Here is a 19,013-nt window from a genome sequence, read left to right on the forward strand (position 1 = left end):
CCCAGCCTGCCCTTGGTCACCTTGAGGCAGGCAACAAGCGTTGCCATGACATATGCTGCCTATAACAAATCAGCACCTACCTGGTGACTGTATTTCTTATAAATTAGATTCACTTTTACACTAGAAAATCCTATCAGGAGCTTTACCAAAATGGATGCCAACGCCGATCTGGCCAAACTTGCGCTGGACTATCACGCGTATCCCACTCCCGGGAAAATCTCGGTGGTCCCTACCAAGACCCTAGCCAATCAAGATGACCTCTCGCTAGCCTACTCCCCCGGCGTCGCATCTGCTTGCATGGCCATCCACGCCGAAGGCGAAGAAGCCGCCGCCAAGTACACCTCGCGCGCCAACCTGGTTGCCGTGGTTACCAACGGTACCGCCGTGCTGGGTCTGGGCAATATCGGCCCCCTGGCCGCCAAGCCCGTCATGGAAGGCAAAGGCTGCCTGTTCAAGAAATTCGCCGGCATCGACGTGTTCGATATCGAACTGAACGAAACCGATCCGGACAAGCTGGTCGACATCATTGCCGCACTGGAACCCACCCTGGGTGGTGTGAACCTGGAAGACATCAAGGCCCCCGAATGCTTCTACATCGAGAAGAAGCTGCGCGAGCGCATGAGCATTCCCGTGTTCCACGATGACCAGCACGGTACCGCCATCATCTCGTCCTCCGCTGTTCTGAACGGCCTGAAAGTCGTCAACAAGAACATCGCCGACATCAAGCTGGTTTGCTCGGGCGCTGGCGCTGCTGCCATTGCTTGCCTGGACTTGCTGGTTGCCCTGGGCGTGAAGCTGAGCAACATTTTCGTGGCCGACTCGCGCGGCATCATCTGGAAAGGTCGCGACGAGAACATGGAGCCCAACAAGGCTCGCTACGCTCAAGAAACCGACGCCCGCACCCTGGCTGATGCCATGGTTGGCGCTGACGTGTTCCTGGGTTGTTCCGCGCCTGGCGTCCTGTCCGCCGACATGGTCAAGACCATGGCCGACAAGCCCCTGATTCTGGCCCTGGCCAACCCCGAGCCTGAAATCCGTCCTGAAGTAGCCAAGGCTGCCCGCCCTGACTGCATCATCGCGACCGGCCGTTCGGACTACCCGAACCAGGTCAACAACGTGCTGTGCTTCCCCTTCATCTTCCGTGGTGCCCTGGACGTTGGCGCCAGCGTGATCAACGAAGAAATGAAGCTGGCTTGCGTGAAAGCCATTGCCGAGCTGGCCCAGGTCGAGCAAAGCGACGATATGGCCACTGCTTACGGCGGCGAAGATCTGCGTTTTGGTCCTGAGTACATCATCCCCAAACCGTTCGACTCCCGTCTGATCGTTCAGATCGCTCCTGCCGTGGCCCAAGCTGCGATGGACTCCGGCGTTGCCGCCCGTCCTATCGAAGACATGGACGCCTACCGTCAGAAGCTGATCGCCATGACCTACCACACCGGCCCGCTGATGCGTCCGTTGTACATGCAGGCCAAGGCTGCGCCCAAGCGCATCATTTACGCTGATGGCGAAGACGAGCGCGTATTGCGTGCCGTGCAAACCGTCGTGGACGAGAAGCTGGCCCAGCCTATTCTGGTGGGTCGCCCCAGCGTGATCGACATGCGCGTCAAGAAAGCTGGCCTGCGTCTGGAAGCGGGCAAGAACGTGCAAATCGTTGATCCTGAAGACGATGATCGCTTCACCGAAACCTGGACTGCCTACTACAAGCTCAAGGCACGTGAAGGCGTGACTCCAGACATCGCCAAAGCCATGATACGCAAGCACAACTCGCTGATCGGCGTGATGCTGCTGCAACGTGGTGATGCTGACGGCATGATCTGCGGCGTGGCCAGCAACTACGACAGCCAGCTGCACTATGTTGAGCAAGTCATTGGCCTGAAGAAAGAAGCCCAGACTTTCGCCGCCATGAACGTGCTGATGCTGCCTACACAAACTCTGTTTGTGTGCGACACCCACGTCAACGAGAACCCCACTGCCGAACAGATCGCCGACATGACGATCCAGGCCGCCGACGAAGTCAAACGCTTCGGTGTGGTGCCTCGTGTCGCGCTCTTGTCGCACTCGAACTTTGGCAGCCGCCAGACCGAGTCGTCCCGCAAGATGGCCAAGGCTCGTCAGATCCTGGCTGAACGCGCTCCCGACCTGGAAGTGGACGGCGAAATGCACGCTGACTCCGCCCTGTCCGAGAAAATCCGCCTGAAGGCCTTCCCCGACAGCACGCTGCGCGGTTCGGCCAACCTGCTGATTACTCCTAACCTGGACGCCGGCAACATCACCTACAACATGCTGAAGATGACAGGCAGCAACGGTGTGGCCATGGGCCCCATCCTGCTAGGTGCGGCTCGCCCCATCCACATCCTGACCACCAGCGCTACGGTGCGTCGCATCATCAACATGACAGCCCTGGCCGTTGTGGATGCACAGCAAGAAGCCCAGCAAAACAGCTAATCCTGTTTAGCTGAATAAAAACCGGATGCAGCGTAAAGCGGCATCCGGTTTTTTATTTCATGATGACTTTGGCGGCCTGTTGCGATGGGCAAAGCTGTCGCCTGATCCAACAGAGTATCGGTACTCAGGATCCAGCTCATTTAGCCACAACGGACACAACACAGCCGCGCATCCTCTCTCAGGGTTGGCGGGTGCCCGGAATCTTGTGCAAGTTCGCTCCGTCAGCCGCGAAGTGTCCGAACCTGATGAGCAGACATCACACTCCAAGAGCGGCCTATTTCCGCACCCGCCCTGCTCGCACAGACAAAGGCCAGCTGATTCGGCGACGCTGATCGGGATCACCCCACTGCTTGCGCAACTCCACTTCCACTGCGCTCAAGGGACTGGCGCCCAGCGCTTTTTCAGCCGCTTTCACAGCCGACCAGGTTCTGATGTATCCCAGGAGCTGTGGCAAACTCCAATCCACCTCCATGGCCAAAGGCGGCAAGCTCAGCTCCTGAAAAGGAAAGGCCAGGCTGCGATACCCCTCTTCCACATGACGGCGCTCCGGTGGCCAGTAAGCGCCAATGGTTTCATAGTAGAAATGCTGCATGACGCTATCCACTTCACCCTCCACATGCAAGACGCCATAGGTGATCAAAGCCAGCAAGGCATCGGGGCGAGCGATACGCTGAACCTCGGCATAGAAAGGCCCCAGATCCAGCCAATGAGCCGCTTGCGCGACGGTGATCAAATCCACGCTGTTATCAGCCAGACCGCTGTTGTCAGCCAAAGCCGTGCGATAGCTCACACCCTCTTGCGGCTGCGCCTGAGCAATCTGATCGGCGCTGCCATCCGTGGCAATCACTTCCTTGAATCGCTTGGCCAGCAACACAGAAAGCTGCCCAGTCCCGCAGGCACAATCCAGCGCCCTATCCTGTGCGGGACTCAGTTCGGCCAACACATCCGCCAGCTTTTGCGGATAACTGGGGCGGTAACTGGCATAGTCGGCTGCAACTTGGGAAAAGTGATCTTTGAACTGGGAGTCTGCCATCGCTTCACCTTTGTCTCTTGATATCAAGCCATATAGTAGTTTGCTAAACGCGGAGCCTGGAAACCAGCGTAACAAAGAGACTATTTTTAAGCAGGCACATGAAGCATCCCTAGCCACTCGCTCACCGAGTGGCCGACTGACTGACTGACTGACTGACTGACTGACCGACTGACCCAGCTCAAACAGGCCAACGAAGTTTGAACTTGCGATGACCCACACGTTGCGCATGATAGATCCCTGCATGCCCCGAGAACACATAGGCTGCTACACAAGCGATCGCCGCCAAAGGCCCCAGTTCTGCACCAAACAGCTCCATCGCCATCAGTGTGCACGCAATCGGTACATTGGCTGCGCCGGCAAAGACGGCCACAAAGCCCAAGCCCGTCATCATGGAAAAAGGCATGTGCAGCAAGGGAGCCAAGGCATTACCCAGAGTCGCCCCGATGTAGAACAAGGGCGTGACCTCCCCTCCTTTAAAACCGGAGCCTAAAGACAGAACAGTAAACCCCAGCTTGCCCAGAAAATCCCATGGCTGCATAGGCTCGTGGAAAGAGCGCACTATTTCCGGAACACCCAGGCCAATGTACTGGTAGGCATCCAACGCCCAGACAGCTATCGCCACCACCAGCCCGCCCCAGAAGGGTCGCATGGGTGCGTACTTGATGCTCTTTTTCATCCAGGCGGAAAGCTGGTGAGTCAGCATGGCGAACAACATGCCGATCAGGCCGAACAGAACCCCGGCAATCAACACAGCCAGCATGCTCCAGCTGTCTAGTGACACGACGTACTCAACGACGTAATGGGTATGCTGCACGCCCCAGATCAGGCCCACCTGGTCGGCAACAATCGCAGCGATCAGACAAGGAAACAAGGCGTTGTAGCGCATACGGCCTATCGCCAGCACTTCCATGCCAAACACGGCTCCGGCTAAAGGCGTGCCAAAGACAGATGAAAAGCCGGCACTCATACCTGCCATCAACAGAATGCGTCGATCCTCCCGGCCCAGGCGAAACACATGGGTTAGCTGGTCCGACAAGGCGGCACCCATTTGTACGGCGGTGCCCTCTCGGCCTACCGATGCACCGAACAAATGGGAAATCACGGTTCCGCCAAGCACCAAAGGCGCCATGCGCAAAGGCACCACTTTCTTGGGGTCGTGAATTTCCTCGATCAGCAGGTTATTACCTGCACTAACAGACTGCCCTACGCGTTCATACACCCAGCCTACGGCCAAGCCTGCCAGCGGCAGTAGCCAAATCAGCCAGGCATGCTGTATCCGCCAGGAGGTAGCCTGCTCGAGTGAAAAAAGGAAAAAAGCGGAAGCGCTGCCTGCCAGCACGGCAATCAGGCAAGCGAGCACCAACCATTTGCCGTAATAGGCCAGCAGGTTTAGCGAGAGTGAGGTTTTGAGTCTGTTCATGGGTTGTAAGCTCAATGGAATCGGGCTGACCACAAACAGAAGATGTAAACGCAGACGCCTACAGCCCCGACGGTGGTCAGGTCACTGTAGACGTCATCAGCTGCTTCAGAACGAAACGGCGGTTAAAGGAGGAACGTCATCTCCAGGAAGAAATTGTACAACGACTCCTTTAAGCCGCAAATAAACAGAGCAAAATTTTCAAGCCATGGCCGGTGTCATCTGACGGCCCCGGGACAGGCTCAAGCCCCCTATGGTCAGTGCCAGGAAGACTGCGGCAGCTATCCACCAGCCCATGGCACCAGTAATCAAGGCCTGGCCGATCAGGCCTGCCTGAATGACGTAATACACCATGGGTATCAAGGTCTTGCGAACAATCTCGCCCTCACGTCCCAACATGCCGACAACCGCACCGGCAGCCACCACGTTATGGACGCAAATCATATTGCCAGCTGCTCCACCTACCGCCTGCAATGCAACCACGATAGCGGACTGGTCCACACTCAAGCCAATTTGCTGAGCGGTAGAGAACTGGAAGTACGAAAACATCATGTTACTGACAGTATTGGAGCCCGCAATAAATGCCCCCAAACTGCCCACCCAGGGTGAAACCGTAGGCCATGCCTGCCCAACCGCCGACGCGGCCCCTTGAGCCAGCACCAGCGGCATGCTGGCAATGGAACCATCAGCCGCTGCCGAGTTGATAAACACCTGCACCATAGGCACGGCCAACAACAAAGCAGGAGCTGCGCTGCCCATGGTACGCAGCGATGCTTTCACACCGACAACATACTGCTGACTGTTCATGCGAAAAATCGCAATGCAGGCCAGTGAGACCAGAATCAAGATGGCCCCTGGCGAGAACAGCAACTGAGCCGACGTAGAAATACCAGTGCCCAAAATTCCTTCCACCTTGATTGTGGCCGAAGGCCCCGTCAACCAGGCTTTTACCGCAGGAACAGTACGAGTAAAGATCAAAAGTGCAACCACCAGCACATACGGCGAGAAAGCCCGCAATACCGAAAAGCGTTGCTGCGATTCCGTGTTATCCATCGCCACTGTGCCCAGCCAGTGGGACGGCCATTGACTGCGATCCGGGAAATCAAAGGTTTTGCGAGGTGCAAACCAGCCCTTTCGAGCTGCGCTCACCACGATTACCAGTCCGACCATCGAACCCAGCATGGAGGGGAACTCAGGGCCCAGGGTAATGGCAATCAGGTAGTACGGAACGGTAAAGGCCAAGCCGGCAAACAAAGCGAACTTCCATGCCCCCAGTCCCTCGGCAAAGGAGCGGCGTTCACCGAAAAAGCGAGTCAACAAACCGCAGAGCAACAGTGGAATCACAAAGCCGGTCATGGCATGAATCAAGGCGACGTTCTCGACGATCTGCTGCAAATACTCAAGCGGCTGCAGGGGCGAAATGGCAGCTGCAACATCAACCTTGTTATCAATACCCGAACGCACTCCAACCAGCATGGGCGTACCAACCGCACCGAAAGACACAGGCGTGGACTGGATAACCAACACAGCCATCACCGCGGCCATGGCAGGAAAGCCCAGCGCCAGCAGCAAGGGAGCCCCAACAGCGGAAGGCGTACCGAAACCCGACGAGCCCTCGATCAGGGAGCCGAACAACCAGGCAACAATAATGACCTGAATGCGACGATCCGGCGATACATCCATAAAGCCCTGGCGAATCGCACTTAATGCTCCGCCCACCTTGAGCGTATTCAAAAGCAGCACGGCACCAAATACAATGAACAGCAGGGTCAATGCGGTAACAATGCCGTTGATCGTGGCTGCAGCAATAACTTCGGCCTGGCTCCCCCATACAAATAAAGCGAGAATCGCCGTAACCAGATACGCGGCCCCCATCGATAGTTTGGCTGATCGCCCCATCACCACCATCAATAGAAAAACAACCAATAATGGCGTCAGAGCCAACAAGGTGTATAAAAGACTCATCCCGAATTCTCCTTTGTGTGACTGCACATATAGGAGGAAGAGGTTTTGTTGGTGAACAAAATGCGGCTAGGAGCCCGGCCCTGGGCAGCGCAACCACTTCCCGTTTTGTATTTTTGAGCATCATAGCGGTATTACCACCTTTGCATTACCAGCAGAAACCCTGACTAATTTGGCGCCTCAAGGCCTTAATACGATTAAAAAACCAAGAAAGTGGTAATACCAAATTTAAAGAAGTGTCTTATATGACTATGAATCCCAGCACTCGCCTATCGGACCTGGTTGCTGAAAAAATCCGGCAACTTATACAGGATGAACAGTTGCAACCCGGTGACCGAATCCCGTCCGAGCGTCAATTGGCTGAACGGCTGGATGTGTCGCGTGTACCGATACGGGAGGCCTTGCGCTCGCTAAGCTCTGAAGGCTTGCTGGTTACCCGCCGTGGTGGGGGTACTTATGTTCAAGACAGCGAGTTGATCAACTGGCCAGCCCAGAGCATTGCGCCTCTGGAGGAGCTGATCAATGAAGACCCCTTGTATCGCTATGATGTCCTGGAGGCACGTCGGGCCTTGGAAGCCAGCACAGCCTGGCATGCGGCACAACGCGCAACAGATGCGGACAAAAAGCACATTGAACAGTGTTTCCAAGTGATGGTTCGACATCAACAAAACCAGGATGCAGACCTGTCGGCACGTGCAGACGCCCAATTTCATCTGGCAATTGCCATGGCTTCTCATAATGTCGTGCTGGTACAACTGATGAATGGCTTGTTCCAGTTAGTGTTCTCTACAGTGAAAGAGAACCGGCGCGCCATGTTCGAGTTCGACAATGCACGGGAAGTGGAAATTTTGACCGAGCAGCACGCGGGAGTCATGAAAGCTATTTTGGATGGTGATGCAGAACGGGCTCGCGAGCTGATCGGGCACCACCTGGATCATGTCCAGGCCAAAGTCCGATTTTCTGAAGAGAACAAAGCTCGTGAACAGCGGATTTTCCGCTTCAACAACCACCTTTCTCAGCCTTAAAGCCTAGCCTGTCAGGCATTGGAGCTGCTACATGTTGACGTGCATATGGTGGTGACAATGCCAACAGCAATGCCAGCGACTCTGGCGATGCGGGCAGTTTTGGTGATCGCTGTGGCTATGGCTGTGGCTATAGCCATAGCAATACAGAAATAACGGGCAAAAAAAAGTGCACCCAATGGTGCACTTGACCTTCCAGCTACTGCTTCATAACGCTACGGGCTACATGAACACCCGGGGCACGCCCCAGGGATCGCAGCCCGAAAGCATTAACGTTGAGCAGGTACGTCGCGCTGAGTTGGGCCCACGTACAGCTGACGTGGACGGCCGATCTTGTAATCTGGATCGGACAGCATTTCGTTCCACTGAGCAATCCAGCCTACGGTACGAGCCAGGGCGAAGATAGCGGTGAACAAGGATGTTGGGATGCCGATAGCGCGCTGAACGATACCCGAGTAGAAGTCTACGTTGGGGTACAGCTTGCGTTCGACGAAGTATGGATCTTCCAGAGCAATGCGCTCCAGTTCCATGGCCAGCTTGAACAGAGGATCGTTCTCCAGGCCCAGGGCTTCCAGAACTTCCTTGCAGGTTTCTTGCATCAGCTTGGCGCGTGGGTCGTAGTTCTTGTAGACACGGTGACCAAAGCCCATCAGGCGCACGCCCGAGTTCTTGTCCTTGACCTTCTCCATGAACTCGCCAACCTTGTCGATGCCGCCGTTGGCTTGCAACTCTTCCAGCATGTTCAGGCACGCTTCGTTTGCACCACCGTGGGCAGGACCCCACAAGCAAGCAACACCCGCAGCGATCGCAGCGAAAGGATTGGTACCCGACGAACCGCACAGACGCACGGTGGAGGTAGAGGCGTTTTGTTCGTGATCTGCATGCAGGATGAAGATACGGTCCAGAGCGCGCTCAACCACTTCGTTGACCTTGTAGTCTTCGCAAGGGGTAGCGAACATCATGCGCAAGAAGTTGCCGGTGTAGGACAAATCATTCTTGGGATAGATGAAAGGCTGTCCCAAAGAATACTTGTACGCCATCGCAACCAGAGTAGGCAGCTTGGCGATCAAGCGGATAGCCGACACATGACGGTGATGAGGATTCGTGATGTCCGTGGAATCATGGTAGAACGCCGACAGGGCACCGACCAGGCCGGTCAGTATTGCCATGGGGTGAGCATCCGGACGGAAGCCGCGCAGGAAGTGCTGCATCTGTTCCTGAACCATGGTGTGGTTCGTGACCAGGGAATCAAATTCCTGCTTCTGATCTGCGTTGGGCAACTCGCCGTTCAGGATCAGGTAGCACACATCCATGAAATCGCACTTTTGTGCCAACTGGTCGATCGGGTAACCACGGTACATCAACTGGCCCTTGTCGCCGTCAATGTAGGTGATACCGGATTCGCAAGCCGCCGTTGCCATAAAGCCCGGGTCATAGGTAAACATACCTGTCTGACCGTAGAGCTTACGGATATCGATCACGTCCGGACCTACGGTGCCCTTGTGTACAGGGAACTCAACCGAAGGGCTACCGTCGGAGAAGGATAGCGTGGCTTTTTTATCTGACAATTCCATCACTTTTTTCCTCAATGGTTATAGCTTTCGCATAATGTCTACTAGTCGCTGAATGTCCGGTGTGGCGTACTGCCCTTCTGGCTCGGAGCGAGCCAGAAGGACATCCAGCAAAACTGTATCGTCCATTTCGAACAAGCGGGTCAGGGCCGAGACGTCCTGATCAGTCAGCTCGTTTTCGTATTGATCCAGAAAACGGGTGATCATCAAGTCGTTTTCAAGCAAGCCCCGGCGCGCACGCCAGCGCAGGCGCGCACGCTCCAATTCCGTCAATGTTCTCATCGGTACATACCCACCTTTTTAGATACTGCGACGCACCAGCATTTCTTTGATCTTGCCGATGGCATGCGACGGGTTCAGTCCTTTTGGACAGACGTCCGTGCAATTCATGATCGTGTGGCAGCGGAACAAGCGGTATGGATCTTCCAGATTGTCCAGACGCTCGCCCGTTGCTTCGTCACGCGAGTCGGCAATGAAACGATAGGCTTGCAACAAACCAGCAGGACCGACGAACTTGTCGGGGTTCCACCAGAACGATGGGCAAGAGGTCGAGCAGCAGGCGCACAGAATGCACTCGTACAGACCATCGAGCTCCTCACGGGCTTCGGGCGTTTGCAAACGCTCTTTCTCTGGAGGAGGAGCATCGTTGATCAGGAACGGCTTGACCGAATGGTACTGATCGAAGAAGTGGGTCATGTCCACGATCAGGTCACGGATAACCGGCAGACCTGGCAGTGGGCGCAGAACCACAGGCTCTTTCAAGTCGCGCATATTGGTGGTGCAGGCCAGACCGTTCTTGCCATTGATGTTCATGGCATCGGAACCGCACACACCTTCACGGCAGGAGCGACGCAGCGCCAGGCTGTCGTCCATGTCGTTTTTAATGCGCAGGATCGCATCGAGCAGCATCTTGTCGGTGGGCTCCAGCTCGACTTCGATCTTCTGCATGTAGGGACGCTCGTCCTTGTCAGGATCGTAGCGGTAGATTTCAAATTTGACCTTACGTTTTTGGCTCATGTCAGTATCCTGCTTAGAAAGTCCGGGCCTTGGGCGGAATCGTTTCGGCTGTCAGAGGCTTCATCTGGACAGGCTTGTACTCCAGACGGCTGCCTTCCGAGAACCACAAGGTGTGACGCAGCCAGTTTTCGTCGTCACGTTCTGGGTGGTCGTTCAGGGCATGAGCACCGCGACTTTCAGTACGATTGGCGGCCGACTTCGTCGTAGCGCGAGCCACTTCGATCATGTTGGCCACTTCCAGAGCTTCAATACGGGCGGTATTGAACACCTTGGACTTGTCTTTGAAGTAAATATCCTTGACTTCGGGAACCAGGGATTCGATCTGGTCGACACCCTTGTGCAACAGATCCAGGGTACGGAACACGCCGCAGTGAGCCTGCATGGCCACACGAATCTTGTTGCCCACGTCCTGTGCCTTTTCGCCCGAGGTACGGGATTCCAGACGGTTGACGCGGTCCAGCGAGTACTCGATGGAGGACTCGTTGATTTCCTGGTGAGCGTGCGTTTTCTCGGGGTGCGAATCCACAATGTGGTTGCCCGCAGCGCGACCGAACACGATCAGGTCCAGCAGGGAGTTCGTACCCAGACGGTTTGCACCGTGCACGGAAGTAGCGGCACATTCACCGATGGCGTACAGACCATTGACGATCTTGTTTTCGCCGGTGGCGGTTTGAGTCACAACCTGACCGTAGTAGTTCGTGGGGATACCGCCCATCTGGTAGTGGATGGTTGGAACCACAGGGATTGGGTCTTTGATCGGGTCCACGTTACCGAACTTGATCGCGATTTCGCGAATCGAAGGCAGACGTTTCTTGATGACGTCAGCGCCCAGGTGATCCAGTTTCAGAACCACGTAGCTGCCGTCGCCACAACCACGACCTTCCTTGATTTCCTGGTCCATGGAACGGGACACGAAGTCACGTGGGGCCAAGTCTTTCAGGGTGGGAGCATAACGCTCCATGAAGCGCTCGCCGTCTTTATTGAGCAGGATACCGCCTTCACCGCGCACGCCTTCGGTAATCAGCACGCCAGCACCGGCTACGCCAGTGGGGTGGAATTGCCAGAATTCCATGTCCTGCAAAGGCAGACCAGCACGAGCAGCCATACCCAGGCCGTCACCCGTGTTAATGAAGGCGTTGGTGGAAGCAGCCCAGATACGGCCAGCACCACCGGTAGCCAGCACCACGCGCTTGCCTTCCAGAACGTAGATTTCGCCGGTTTCCATTTCCAGAGCGGTTACGCCCAGAACGTCGCCCGCTTCGTTACGCAGCAGGTCCAGCGCCATCCATTCCACGAAGAACTGGGTGCGGGCTGCAACGTTACGCTGGTACAGGGTGTGCAACATGGCGTGGCCGGTACGGTCAGCAGCGGCACAGGCACGTTGAACAGGCTTTTCACCAAAGTTGGCAGTGTGACCACCAAATGGACGCTGGTAAATCGTACCGTCCTGGTTACGGTCAAACGGCATACCGAAGTGCTCGAGCTCGTACACAGCGTGTGGAGCTTCACGGCACATGAATTCGATGGCGTCCTGGTCGCCCAGCCAGTCCGAACCCTTAACGGTGTCGTACATGTGCCAGTACCAGTGATCCTCGCTCATGTTACCCAGGGAAGCACTGACGCCACCTTGAGCCGCCACGGTGTGGGAGCGGGTTGGGAACACCTTGCTGAGCACGGCCACGGACAAGCCAGCCTGAGCCAATTGCAGGGAACAACGCATACCGGCGCCACCGGCACCGACCACCACTACGTCAAACTGACGGCGGGGCAAAGATTTTGTGATGGAAGCCACGGTTTAGAGACTCCAGATAATTTTTGCAAAAAAGACGACACTGGCAACCAGCCACAGCAAGGTCAACACTTGCAGGAACAAGCGCAGACCAGCGGGCTTGACGTAGTCCATCCAGATGTCACGCACACCAATCCAGGCGTGCCAGGACAAAGACAGGAAGAACAAGGTTGCCAGCAACTGACCCAAAGGCAGGGAGCCGACCGTGAACGAGAACAGGCCGCGCCAGGTCTCGAAATTCAGTTCACTGCTAAACAGGATGCCGCCGATGATGACCAAGGTGTAGATGGCCATGATGACTGCGGTGACACGCTGTGCCAGAAAGTCCAAGGTACCGTAGTGGGCACCCACTACCAGGCGGTTTGCGCCAATGCGCTCACGATTTGCCATTACCACACCCCAAACAGTTTCAAACCAAACACAACGGTCAGCGCCAGGCTGACCCCGAACACCATACCGGCCGACTTCTTGGCGGACTCTTTGTCGTTACCCAGGTGCAGGTCCAGTGCCAGATAGCGGATGCCGGCACAGAAGTGGTGCAGGTAGCCCCAGATCAGGACCAGAAGGATCAGCTTACAGACAGGGTTGTCGACGTAGCTGCGCAAGGTCTCGAAGGACTCTGGAGAGCTGACGCTCAAAGAGAACAGTGGCAATAGAACGAGCGGCAGGCAAAGAAACAGCAATGCACCACTGACACGATGCAAAATCGACGATTTTGCAGCCAGGGGCAAGCGGTAGCTCAATATCTGCGGCACGCTGATATTGCGATACTGCGGACGCTGCTTGGGTGCGGTATCAGACATGATGGCCTCGAAGTAGATAAAAAAAAGTCATAAAATTTTTAACCTTGGTATTTTCACCTATTTGACACTACGGTGCAGTATCAAATACCGTATGCCGCCGAACTAGCTGAGCGTGTTTCGGTAATGGAAGCGCTCAGTCAGGTACAAGCCCCGGCGCAACTCCATCGGTCGATCACCATAGGTATAGGACACGCGTTCCACGTGCAGGAGCGGCGAACCGGCAGCGACCTGCAAGACCGAGGCGGCCTCTTCGGTGGCACTGACAGCACCAATCTTTTCATCGGCGCGTACCATGCTCACGCCGAATTTGCTCTCGAACCAGGCGTACATCGGGCCCTTGTTCTGCTCAACGGCCTCCAGGGTCAAACCCTTGAAGACGGAGCCAGGCAGCCAGATATCGTCATAAATGGTCGGGACCTGATCAAAGGACAGAACCCGGCGCAGGTTCACCACCATGTCGGAGGTGCGCAAATCCAGCAGCACGGCAACATCCGTAGGCGCTTTCATTCGACGCACATCCAGAATACGGCTCTGGGAAGCCACAGGCTTGCCATCATCCGGGGCCAGGCGCAGGAAACGAAAGCGCACACGGGCTTCGTGGTGAGTAGCCACAAAAGTACCCTTGCCTTGACGACGGATCAGGAGGTTGTCGGCGGCCAGCTCATCAATGGCCTTGCGCACCGTTCCCTGGCTGACCTGAAAGCGGGCAGCCAGCTCCAGTTCACTGGGGATGGCTTCGCCGGGCTTCCACTCGCCACGATCCAGCCCCTGCAGCAACAAAGCCTTGATCTGTTGATACAGAGGGCTATAGGCCGCGCTAGGAGCGGATTTTTCGATTTCCTGGGTGCGTAGCGGCGGCACGTTATCAGACATGGGGCTCATAAAAAATGCGCGACAGATACAGCTTGGAACGCGCATTTGTTCATAAAATAGACAGTGCACTAATTTTCGCATGACCGGCCCCGAATGTCTAACGCTCTTATGTCTTATATAAGATATAAGACGTTTGACGCCGCTATCGTTTTGGTCTAGTCTGCGCAGTGAAAAAAGAGGCTTTTCCTCTTGCGAAAAACCGTTTTCCACGCCAGCCGCCCGGTCTGCAAAAGATTTAAACTGTGTTTTTCGTCACCGTCTTCAAACCCAAAAACGGAGTCTTACTCTCATGTCCAAACCCGCAATGCGCGTCGCCGTTACCGGCGCTGCTGGCCAGATTGGCTACGCCCTGCTGTTTCGCATCGCTTCTGGCGAAATGCTGGGCAAAGACCAGCCTGTAATCCTGCAGCTGCTGGAACTCGCCGACGAGAAAGCCCAAAAGGCCCTGAAGGGCGTCATGATGGAACTGGACGACTGCGCCTTCCCGCTGCTGCAAGGCATGTCCGCCCACAGCGATCCTGAAACCGCCTTCAAAGATGCTGATATCGCCCTGCTGGTCGGTGCCCGTCCTCGTGGCCCAGGCATGGAACGTAAAGATCTGCTGGCCTTCAACGCCCAGATCTTCACAGCACAAGGCCGTGCCCTGAACAAAGTGGCCAGCCGTGACGTGAAAGTGCTGGTGGTCGGCAACCCTGCCAACACCAACGCCTACATTGCCATGAAGTCCGCTCCTGACCTGCCAGCGAAGAACTTCACCGCCATGCTGCGCCTGGACCACAACCGCGCCCTGTCGCAGTTGGCCACCAAGTCCGGCAAGGCTGTTGCTGACATCGAGAACCTGATCGTTTGGGGCAACCACTCGCCCACCATGTACCCAGATACCCGTTTCGCTACCGTGAACGGCGAGAAGATCGACGCGATCATCAACGATCAGGCCTGGAACCGCGAAACCTTCATCCCCACCGTGGGCAAACGTGGCGCCGCCATCATCGAAGCCCGTGGCCTGTCCTCGGCTGCTTCGGCTGCCAACGCCGCCATTGACCACGTGCGCGACTGGGTGCTGGGTTCGAACGGCAAATGGGTCACCATGGGTGTTCCTTCGGACGGCTCCTACGGCATTCCTGAAGGCATCATCTACGGCGTGCCTGTGACCACCGAAAACGGTGAGTACAAGCGTGTTGAAGGGCTGGAAATCGACGCCTTCTCGCGTGAGCGCATGGACCACACCCTGAACGAGCTGCTGGAAGAGCGTGACGGCGTGAAAGACCTGCTGGGCTAATTGACCCGCTAGTCTGCAAAATCCCCGCCTGATTGGCGGGGATTTTTTTGCCTGAGGGCTAGCCTGCCTGCATCAGAAGTCGTAACGCAGATTCAGGAATGCACTGCGTGGCGCACCGTAGTGGCCGTAGCTGCCGCCCATGCCCTGATAGTAAGTCTTGTCGAACAAGTTATTCACGTTCAGAGTCGCCGCAAATTTCTTGTTGAACTGATAGCGCGCCATCAAGTTCACCACCGCATAACTGTCCTGCTCCACGGTGCTGTTGTAGCGGCTAAAGCGTAAGGAGGTCTTGGAGTTCCAGTTGACACCCCCGCCTACCGTCAAGGCACTCCATTGGCCTGGTAAACGGTATGTCGTCCACAAGCGCAAGGTGTTCACGGGCAGCACTGTCAGCAACTGCTCGCCTTGGGCATCTTTGGTCTTGGAGTGGCTGAAACCGAAATGCACATTCCAATCCGGCGTGATCTCCCCAGCCAGTTCCAGGTCAATCCCCTTGGTCTTGGCGCCATCCACAGAACGAAAAGCCTGGGTATTCTGACCTGGCACCGTAAAGCCCGCGTCTTCCTCGGCCACATTATCTTTTTGGGACTGATAGAGGGCGATATTCGCGTTCAGACGACGATCCAGAAACTCGCCTTTCCAGCCAAGCTCCTGATTCTTGCCAATAATTGGATCCAGGACCTTGCCATTACGATCCTGCGCGGACTGAGGCTGGAAAATATCCGTGTAACTGGCATAAATGGTTTGCTCAGGCGTCAGGTCATAAACCAGGCCAACATAAGGCGTGATTTGGTCACGCTCACGCATGCCATAGGTCTGCAAGAACTTGTCAGTTGGGCTGGCGTAATAGTAGTCGTAGTCATAGCTGGAAACCCGCGCACCCACAATCAAATGCGTCCTTTCAAGCGGATTGAAACGCACCGCAGCATAAGCACCTGTCTGGCGAGACTTCACATTAAAAATCTCTCCTACCTGCCCCGTATTCGCAGGACGTTCCAGCTCGTTATTCCAGGTATAGAAATTGACTTTGGAAACGCCCACATCCCAGCCCGTATGCTTGTTTTCATAGTTCTGGAAATTGAATCCGGCAATGAAATCGTGTTGACGCCCGCCCAGCTCGAAAGGCCCTTGCAAGGTAACATCCACACCTTTCTGGCTTTGCGTAGCCCCTGCGCGGTAGCGCAGCATTCCTGCACTGCCTGTTTCCTTATCCAGGAAAGAACGACCCGAGCCGACCTGGTAGGAGCCATTCAGATTATCCCGGTCCACATCCATGTAATTGGCCGCCACCTTGAACTGCCAATCATTGGGCAAATCCTGTTCCAGATTCAGCGTGTAGTTGGTCGTTTTGAACTCGTCATACATCCACCGGGCACCCGTGCTGGTCGAGCGCGAGAAATCGGTTGCTTCGCCATTGGTAAAGATCAAGGGTACGCCAGGCGCGCCCTTGGCCTTGTAGCGCTGATGATCCACGCTAAGGCGTAGCAAGGTGGTCTCTGTCAGGTCCGCCTCCAAAGCGCCATAGAACAGGTCCTTGTCCTGCTTGTAGGCATCCATGAAGCTGTTGTTGTCCTGCTTGGCAAAAACCAGTCGCCCTCGCAGGTTGCCGCTTTCAGTCAGGGGCCCGGACACATCCGCTTCTGCCCGATAAAAATCCCAGGAGCCCGCCCCCAACTGCACGTGGGCCTGGAACTCCTTCGTTGGGCGCTTACGTATCAAGTTCACCGTTCCGCTGGGGCTGCCCGCTCCCGTCATCAGACCGGTTGCCCCGCGCACCACCTCTACCCGGTCATACAGCGCCATATCCAGCAAGGTGCTGGGCATGGTGCGTGTCTGATTCACTTGCGTCGTGGTCACACCATCGAGCTGATAGGTATCAATGGCACTACCACGCGAATAAATATTGAAGCGCTGGCCACCATCCTGCGCCATGGTCACACCCGGCGTCTGCCCCAGGACATCCGTCATCGTATTCAACTGCTGATCTTCCATCTGCTGACGAGTAATCACGCTGATGGATTGCGGCGTATCCTTGATCGACAAGTTCATCTTGGTTGCGGTGTTGGTCAGCGGCGTTGTGTAGGAGCCCGTACCTTCCGTGGTCGGGTCCAGGCTGGCCTTGACCTGAATAGGCGCCAGCTGTGTAGCCTCGCTCAGAGCAGGACGCCGCAGCGATACATTTTTTCCGGATCGCACAAACTCGATTCCGGTACCCGCCAGAAGGCGACGCAACCCTTCCTCGGGAGACAGGCTGCCTGTCAGCGCCGGAGCGCTATATCCCTGCACCACATCCTGGGAGAAGAAAATCTGCAAAGAGGCCTGCTCACCAAATTCCAATAGCGCCTTGCTCAATGACTGAGCCGGTATGTGGAACTGAATGCTTGCTGATTGAGCGACTGCAGCTTGAGGCAGCGTACCCAGCGCAAGCGCAATAGACATGGCCAAGGCCGACATGCTGAACTGCATGCTCGATAAGGGCGTGCGCGATGCCGCACGTAATGATGCCGTTTTCACAATCCTGCAAATTCCATAAATGAAGTTTCGCGTCTGACGCAGATATCCCTTTGGCCAAAGGTGTTTTCAGGGGACTGTGCGCAAATCGCAAATCCTCCCCCCTCATGTCTATAGACGAGCCAGCCCCGCAAACATCGGATGGGAAATGAGAATCATTTTCGAAACAAAGTGTAACAGCAGACGAGAACAGAAAGCTCACACCACGGCTCGCGCATTACAGGAAATTATTTGGCGACGATGCGCAGGCGCCCATCCGGGGCACGCACCACAAGCACCGGAGCGAAAACCGGCAGCATCTCAAGAAACGATTGGGGGTCATCCACACTGAAAATACCCGCGATCTGATGATCTCGTAGTGTCGGTGCATCCAGCACTACGGGACGATCCAGATAACGGTTGATCTCAGCAACAGCGCGGAACAAAGGCGTATTTTCAAAGACGATCTTGCCGCGTCGCCAAGCCAGCGTGCTGTCCAGGTCAGGCAGGTGCACCGGCCCCAAGCCCAACTCGTCCGACACAGCCAGCCCCTGCCCTTTTTCCAGAGCTCGTGACTGACGATTCCACCACGGCCCATTGGACACATTGACCGAGCCCGACTCCACACTGACTTGCGTGGTCTGAGCGTCGTAACGCACATTAAAGCGCGTACCCGTTACCACGATTCGGCTCTCGCCCGCCTCCACCACAAAAGGGCGGGATGGGTCATGTTGCACTGAGAAGAAGATCTCCCCTTCAAGCAGCTGAACCACACGTTTGCCTTCGTAAAGGCGCGCTGTTGCGCGTGCACCCGAGTTCAGCTCCAGCACGGAACCGTCCGGCAAGCTCATCTGCTTTTGCTCACCACGCTGGGCCAATAAGCTCATGGTCTGTTGCGGCGACTCCAACCAGCCACCACTCAGGGCCACGCTTCCTACCACGGCCGCGGTACACATGCCCGCCAGCCCCCAGGCAAAGCGTCGACGCGTCAGTGCAGGGACAGGCTTGGGAGCCTCGCGGCGCGATAGAATCTCGCTCCATTCTTCCTTGGGAATATGCAGGCTGGCATCCCAAATACGCTGCACATTGCGGTACTGCCGGTCATGCTCGGGATTCGCCTGTCGCCATTGCTCGAACGCACGCCAATCCTCCGACGAAGCATCGTCAGAATGCAAATAGGCAAACCATTGAGCGGCAAGCTCGTCCGGTTCTACCGAGGAGGAAGAAGCGTTCGGTGGTTTCATCACAGCACAACAAGAGAGCAAGCTGCACAACAAAGCAGCCGCATGGAAATATACCCCTTCATACCTAT

15 protein-coding genes and 1 riboswitch are annotated in these 19,013 nt (G+C 55.9%); of the genes, 3 read left to right on the forward strand and 12 right to left on the reverse strand.

From position 1 onward, the window contains the following. Positions 1-150: 150 nt before the first annotated feature. A complete protein-coding gene (locus ACFPDR_RS09950) occupies positions 151-2,445 on the forward strand; it encodes an NADP-dependent malic enzyme (RefSeq protein ID WP_026484296.1) in 2,295 nt (764 codons plus the stop codon). A 274-nt stretch (positions 2,446-2,719) separates the two neighbouring features. Here the strand turns inward: ACFPDR_RS09950 and ACFPDR_RS09955 are convergent, their stop codons facing one another. The 3 genes from ACFPDR_RS09955 to ACFPDR_RS09965 form a co-directional block, all read right to left on the reverse strand. Then, positions 2,720-3,478, reverse strand: a complete 759-nt coding sequence (locus ACFPDR_RS09955) for a class I SAM-dependent methyltransferase (RefSeq protein ID WP_268380562.1) — start codon at positions 3,476-3,478, stop codon at positions 2,720-2,722. A 178-nt stretch (positions 3,479-3,656) separates the two neighbouring features. Next, on the reverse strand, positions 3,657-4,898 hold the full coding sequence (locus tag ACFPDR_RS09960; protein WP_137431268.1) for a voltage-gated chloride channel family protein: 1,242 nt from the start codon (positions 4,896-4,898) through the stop codon (positions 3,657-3,659). 80 nt (positions 4,899-4,978) lie between these two features. Next, a riboswitch (Fluoride riboswitch) is annotated at positions 4,979-5,051 on the reverse strand. A gap of 45 nt (positions 5,052-5,096) precedes the next feature. Further along, on the reverse strand, positions 5,097-6,860 hold the full coding sequence (locus ACFPDR_RS09965; RefSeq protein ID WP_137431269.1) for an L-lactate permease: 1,764 nt from the start codon (positions 6,858-6,860) through the stop codon (positions 5,097-5,099). 242 nt (positions 6,861-7,102) lie between these two features. Here ACFPDR_RS09965 and lldR point away from each other — a divergent pair, with 242 nt between their 5' ends. Continuing rightward, the gene (gene lldR / locus ACFPDR_RS09970; RefSeq protein WP_035270821.1) at positions 7,103-7,882 is read left to right on the forward strand and encodes a transcriptional regulator LldR; all 780 of its coding nucleotides are present in this window, start codon (positions 7,103-7,105) and stop codon (positions 7,880-7,882) included. A gap of 266 nt (positions 7,883-8,148) precedes the next feature. On the opposite strand, the gene gltA is transcribed toward lldR, so the two are convergent. The 7 genes from gltA to ACFPDR_RS10005 form a co-directional block, all read right to left on the reverse strand. Next, positions 8,149-9,453, reverse strand: coding sequence for a citrate synthase (gene gltA / locus ACFPDR_RS09975; RefSeq protein WP_022983549.1), 1,305 nt, complete (start codon positions 9,451-9,453; stop codon positions 8,149-8,151). A gap of 18 nt (positions 9,454-9,471) precedes the next feature. Continuing rightward, a complete protein-coding gene (locus ACFPDR_RS09980) occupies positions 9,472-9,732 on the reverse strand; it encodes a succinate dehydrogenase assembly factor 2 (protein ID WP_003802528.1) in 261 nt (86 codons plus the stop codon). Between the two features lie 18 nt (positions 9,733-9,750). After that, positions 9,751-10,467 carry a succinate dehydrogenase iron-sulfur subunit gene (locus ACFPDR_RS09985; RefSeq protein ID WP_003802530.1) on the reverse strand — a complete coding sequence of 239 codons (717 nt, stop codon included), beginning with the start codon at positions 10,465-10,467 and terminating at the stop codon, positions 9,751-9,753. Positions 10,468-10,480: 13 nt separating this feature from the next. Continuing rightward, the gene (sdhA, locus tag ACFPDR_RS09990) at positions 10,481-12,259 is read right to left on the reverse strand and encodes a succinate dehydrogenase flavoprotein subunit (RefSeq protein WP_026484288.1); all 1,779 of its coding nucleotides are present in this window, start codon (positions 12,257-12,259) and stop codon (positions 10,481-10,483) included. Between the two features lie 3 nt (positions 12,260-12,262). Further along, positions 12,263-12,646 carry a succinate dehydrogenase, hydrophobic membrane anchor protein gene (sdhD, locus tag ACFPDR_RS09995; protein WP_003802535.1) on the reverse strand — a complete coding sequence of 128 codons (384 nt, stop codon included), beginning with the start codon at positions 12,644-12,646 and terminating at the stop codon, positions 12,263-12,265. Further along, positions 12,646-13,059 carry a succinate dehydrogenase, cytochrome b556 subunit gene (sdhC, locus tag ACFPDR_RS10000; RefSeq protein WP_009457694.1) on the reverse strand — a complete coding sequence of 138 codons (414 nt, stop codon included), beginning with the start codon at positions 13,057-13,059 and terminating at the stop codon, positions 12,646-12,648. The genes sdhD and sdhC overlap by 1 nt, the downstream gene beginning before the upstream one ends. A gap of 102 nt (positions 13,060-13,161) precedes the next feature. Further along, positions 13,162-13,932 carry a GntR family transcriptional regulator gene (locus ACFPDR_RS10005; RefSeq protein WP_009457695.1) on the reverse strand — a complete coding sequence of 257 codons (771 nt, stop codon included), beginning with the start codon at positions 13,930-13,932 and terminating at the stop codon, positions 13,162-13,164. Between the two features lie 289 nt (positions 13,933-14,221). Between ACFPDR_RS10005 and ACFPDR_RS10010 the strand changes: the two genes are divergently transcribed. Beyond that, on the forward strand, positions 14,222-15,211 hold the full coding sequence (locus ACFPDR_RS10010) for a malate dehydrogenase (RefSeq protein ID WP_022983546.1): 990 nt from the start codon (positions 14,222-14,224) through the stop codon (positions 15,209-15,211). Between the two features lie 72 nt (positions 15,212-15,283). Here the strand turns inward: ACFPDR_RS10010 and ACFPDR_RS10015 are convergent, their stop codons facing one another. Next, the gene (locus ACFPDR_RS10015; RefSeq protein ID WP_374697886.1) at positions 15,284-17,725 is read right to left on the reverse strand and encodes a TonB-dependent siderophore receptor; all 2,442 of its coding nucleotides are present in this window, start codon (positions 17,723-17,725) and stop codon (positions 15,284-15,286) included. Positions 17,726-17,949: 224 nt separating this feature from the next. Next, a complete protein-coding gene (locus ACFPDR_RS10020) occupies positions 17,950-18,945 on the reverse strand; it encodes a FecR family protein (protein ID WP_035270827.1) in 996 nt (331 codons plus the stop codon). Positions 18,946-19,013: the final 68 nt, after the last annotated feature.

This window comes from Alcaligenes sp. GCM10023179, from assembly GCF_042653705.1.
In the GTDB taxonomy this organism is placed as follows: Bacteria; Pseudomonadota; Gammaproteobacteria; order Burkholderiales; family Burkholderiaceae_B; genus Alcaligenes; species Alcaligenes phenolicus.

What these genes read in the sequence shown, in the direction of transcription:
- ACFPDR_RS09950 (WP_026484296.1), top strand. Translation starts at nt 151, where the DNA reads ATGGATGCCAACGCCGATCTGGCCAAACTTGCGCTGGACTATCACGCG.
- ACFPDR_RS09955 (WP_268380562.1), bottom strand. Translation starts at nt 3,478, where the DNA reads ATGGCAGACTCCCAGTTCAAAGATCACTTTTCCCAAGTTGCAGCCGAC.
- ACFPDR_RS09960 (WP_137431268.1), bottom strand. Translation starts at nt 4,898, where the DNA reads ATGAACAGACTCAAAACCTCACTCTCGCTAAACCTGCTGGCCTATTAC.
- ACFPDR_RS09965 (WP_137431269.1), bottom strand. Translation starts at nt 6,860, where the DNA reads ATGAGTCTTTTATACACCTTGTTGGCTCTGACGCCATTATTGGTTGTT.
- lldR (WP_035270821.1), top strand. Translation starts at nt 7,103, where the DNA reads ATGACTATGAATCCCAGCACTCGCCTATCGGACCTGGTTGCTGAAAAA.
- gltA (WP_022983549.1), bottom strand. Translation starts at nt 9,453, where the DNA reads ATGGAATTGTCAGATAAAAAAGCCACGCTATCCTTCTCCGACGGTAGC.
- ACFPDR_RS09980 (WP_003802528.1), bottom strand. Translation starts at nt 9,732, where the DNA reads ATGAGAACATTGACGGAATTGGAGCGTGCGCGCCTGCGCTGGCGTGCG.
- ACFPDR_RS09985 (WP_003802530.1), bottom strand. Translation starts at nt 10,467, where the DNA reads ATGAGCCAAAAACGTAAGGTCAAATTTGAAATCTACCGCTACGATCCT.
- sdhD (WP_003802535.1), bottom strand. Translation starts at nt 12,646, where the DNA reads ATGGCAAATCGTGAGCGCATTGGCGCAAACCGCCTGGTAGTGGGTGCC.
- sdhC (WP_009457694.1), bottom strand. Translation starts at nt 13,059, where the DNA reads ATGTCTGATACCGCACCCAAGCAGCGTCCGCAGTATCGCAATATCAGC.
- ACFPDR_RS10005 (WP_009457695.1), bottom strand. Translation starts at nt 13,932, where the DNA reads ATGTCTGATAACGTGCCGCCGCTACGCACCCAGGAAATCGAAAAATCC.
- ACFPDR_RS10010 (WP_022983546.1), top strand. Translation starts at nt 14,222, where the DNA reads ATGTCCAAACCCGCAATGCGCGTCGCCGTTACCGGCGCTGCTGGCCAG.
- ACFPDR_RS10020 (WP_035270827.1), bottom strand. Translation starts at nt 18,945, where the DNA reads ATGAAACCACCGAACGCTTCTTCCTCCTCGGTAGAACCGGACGAGCTT.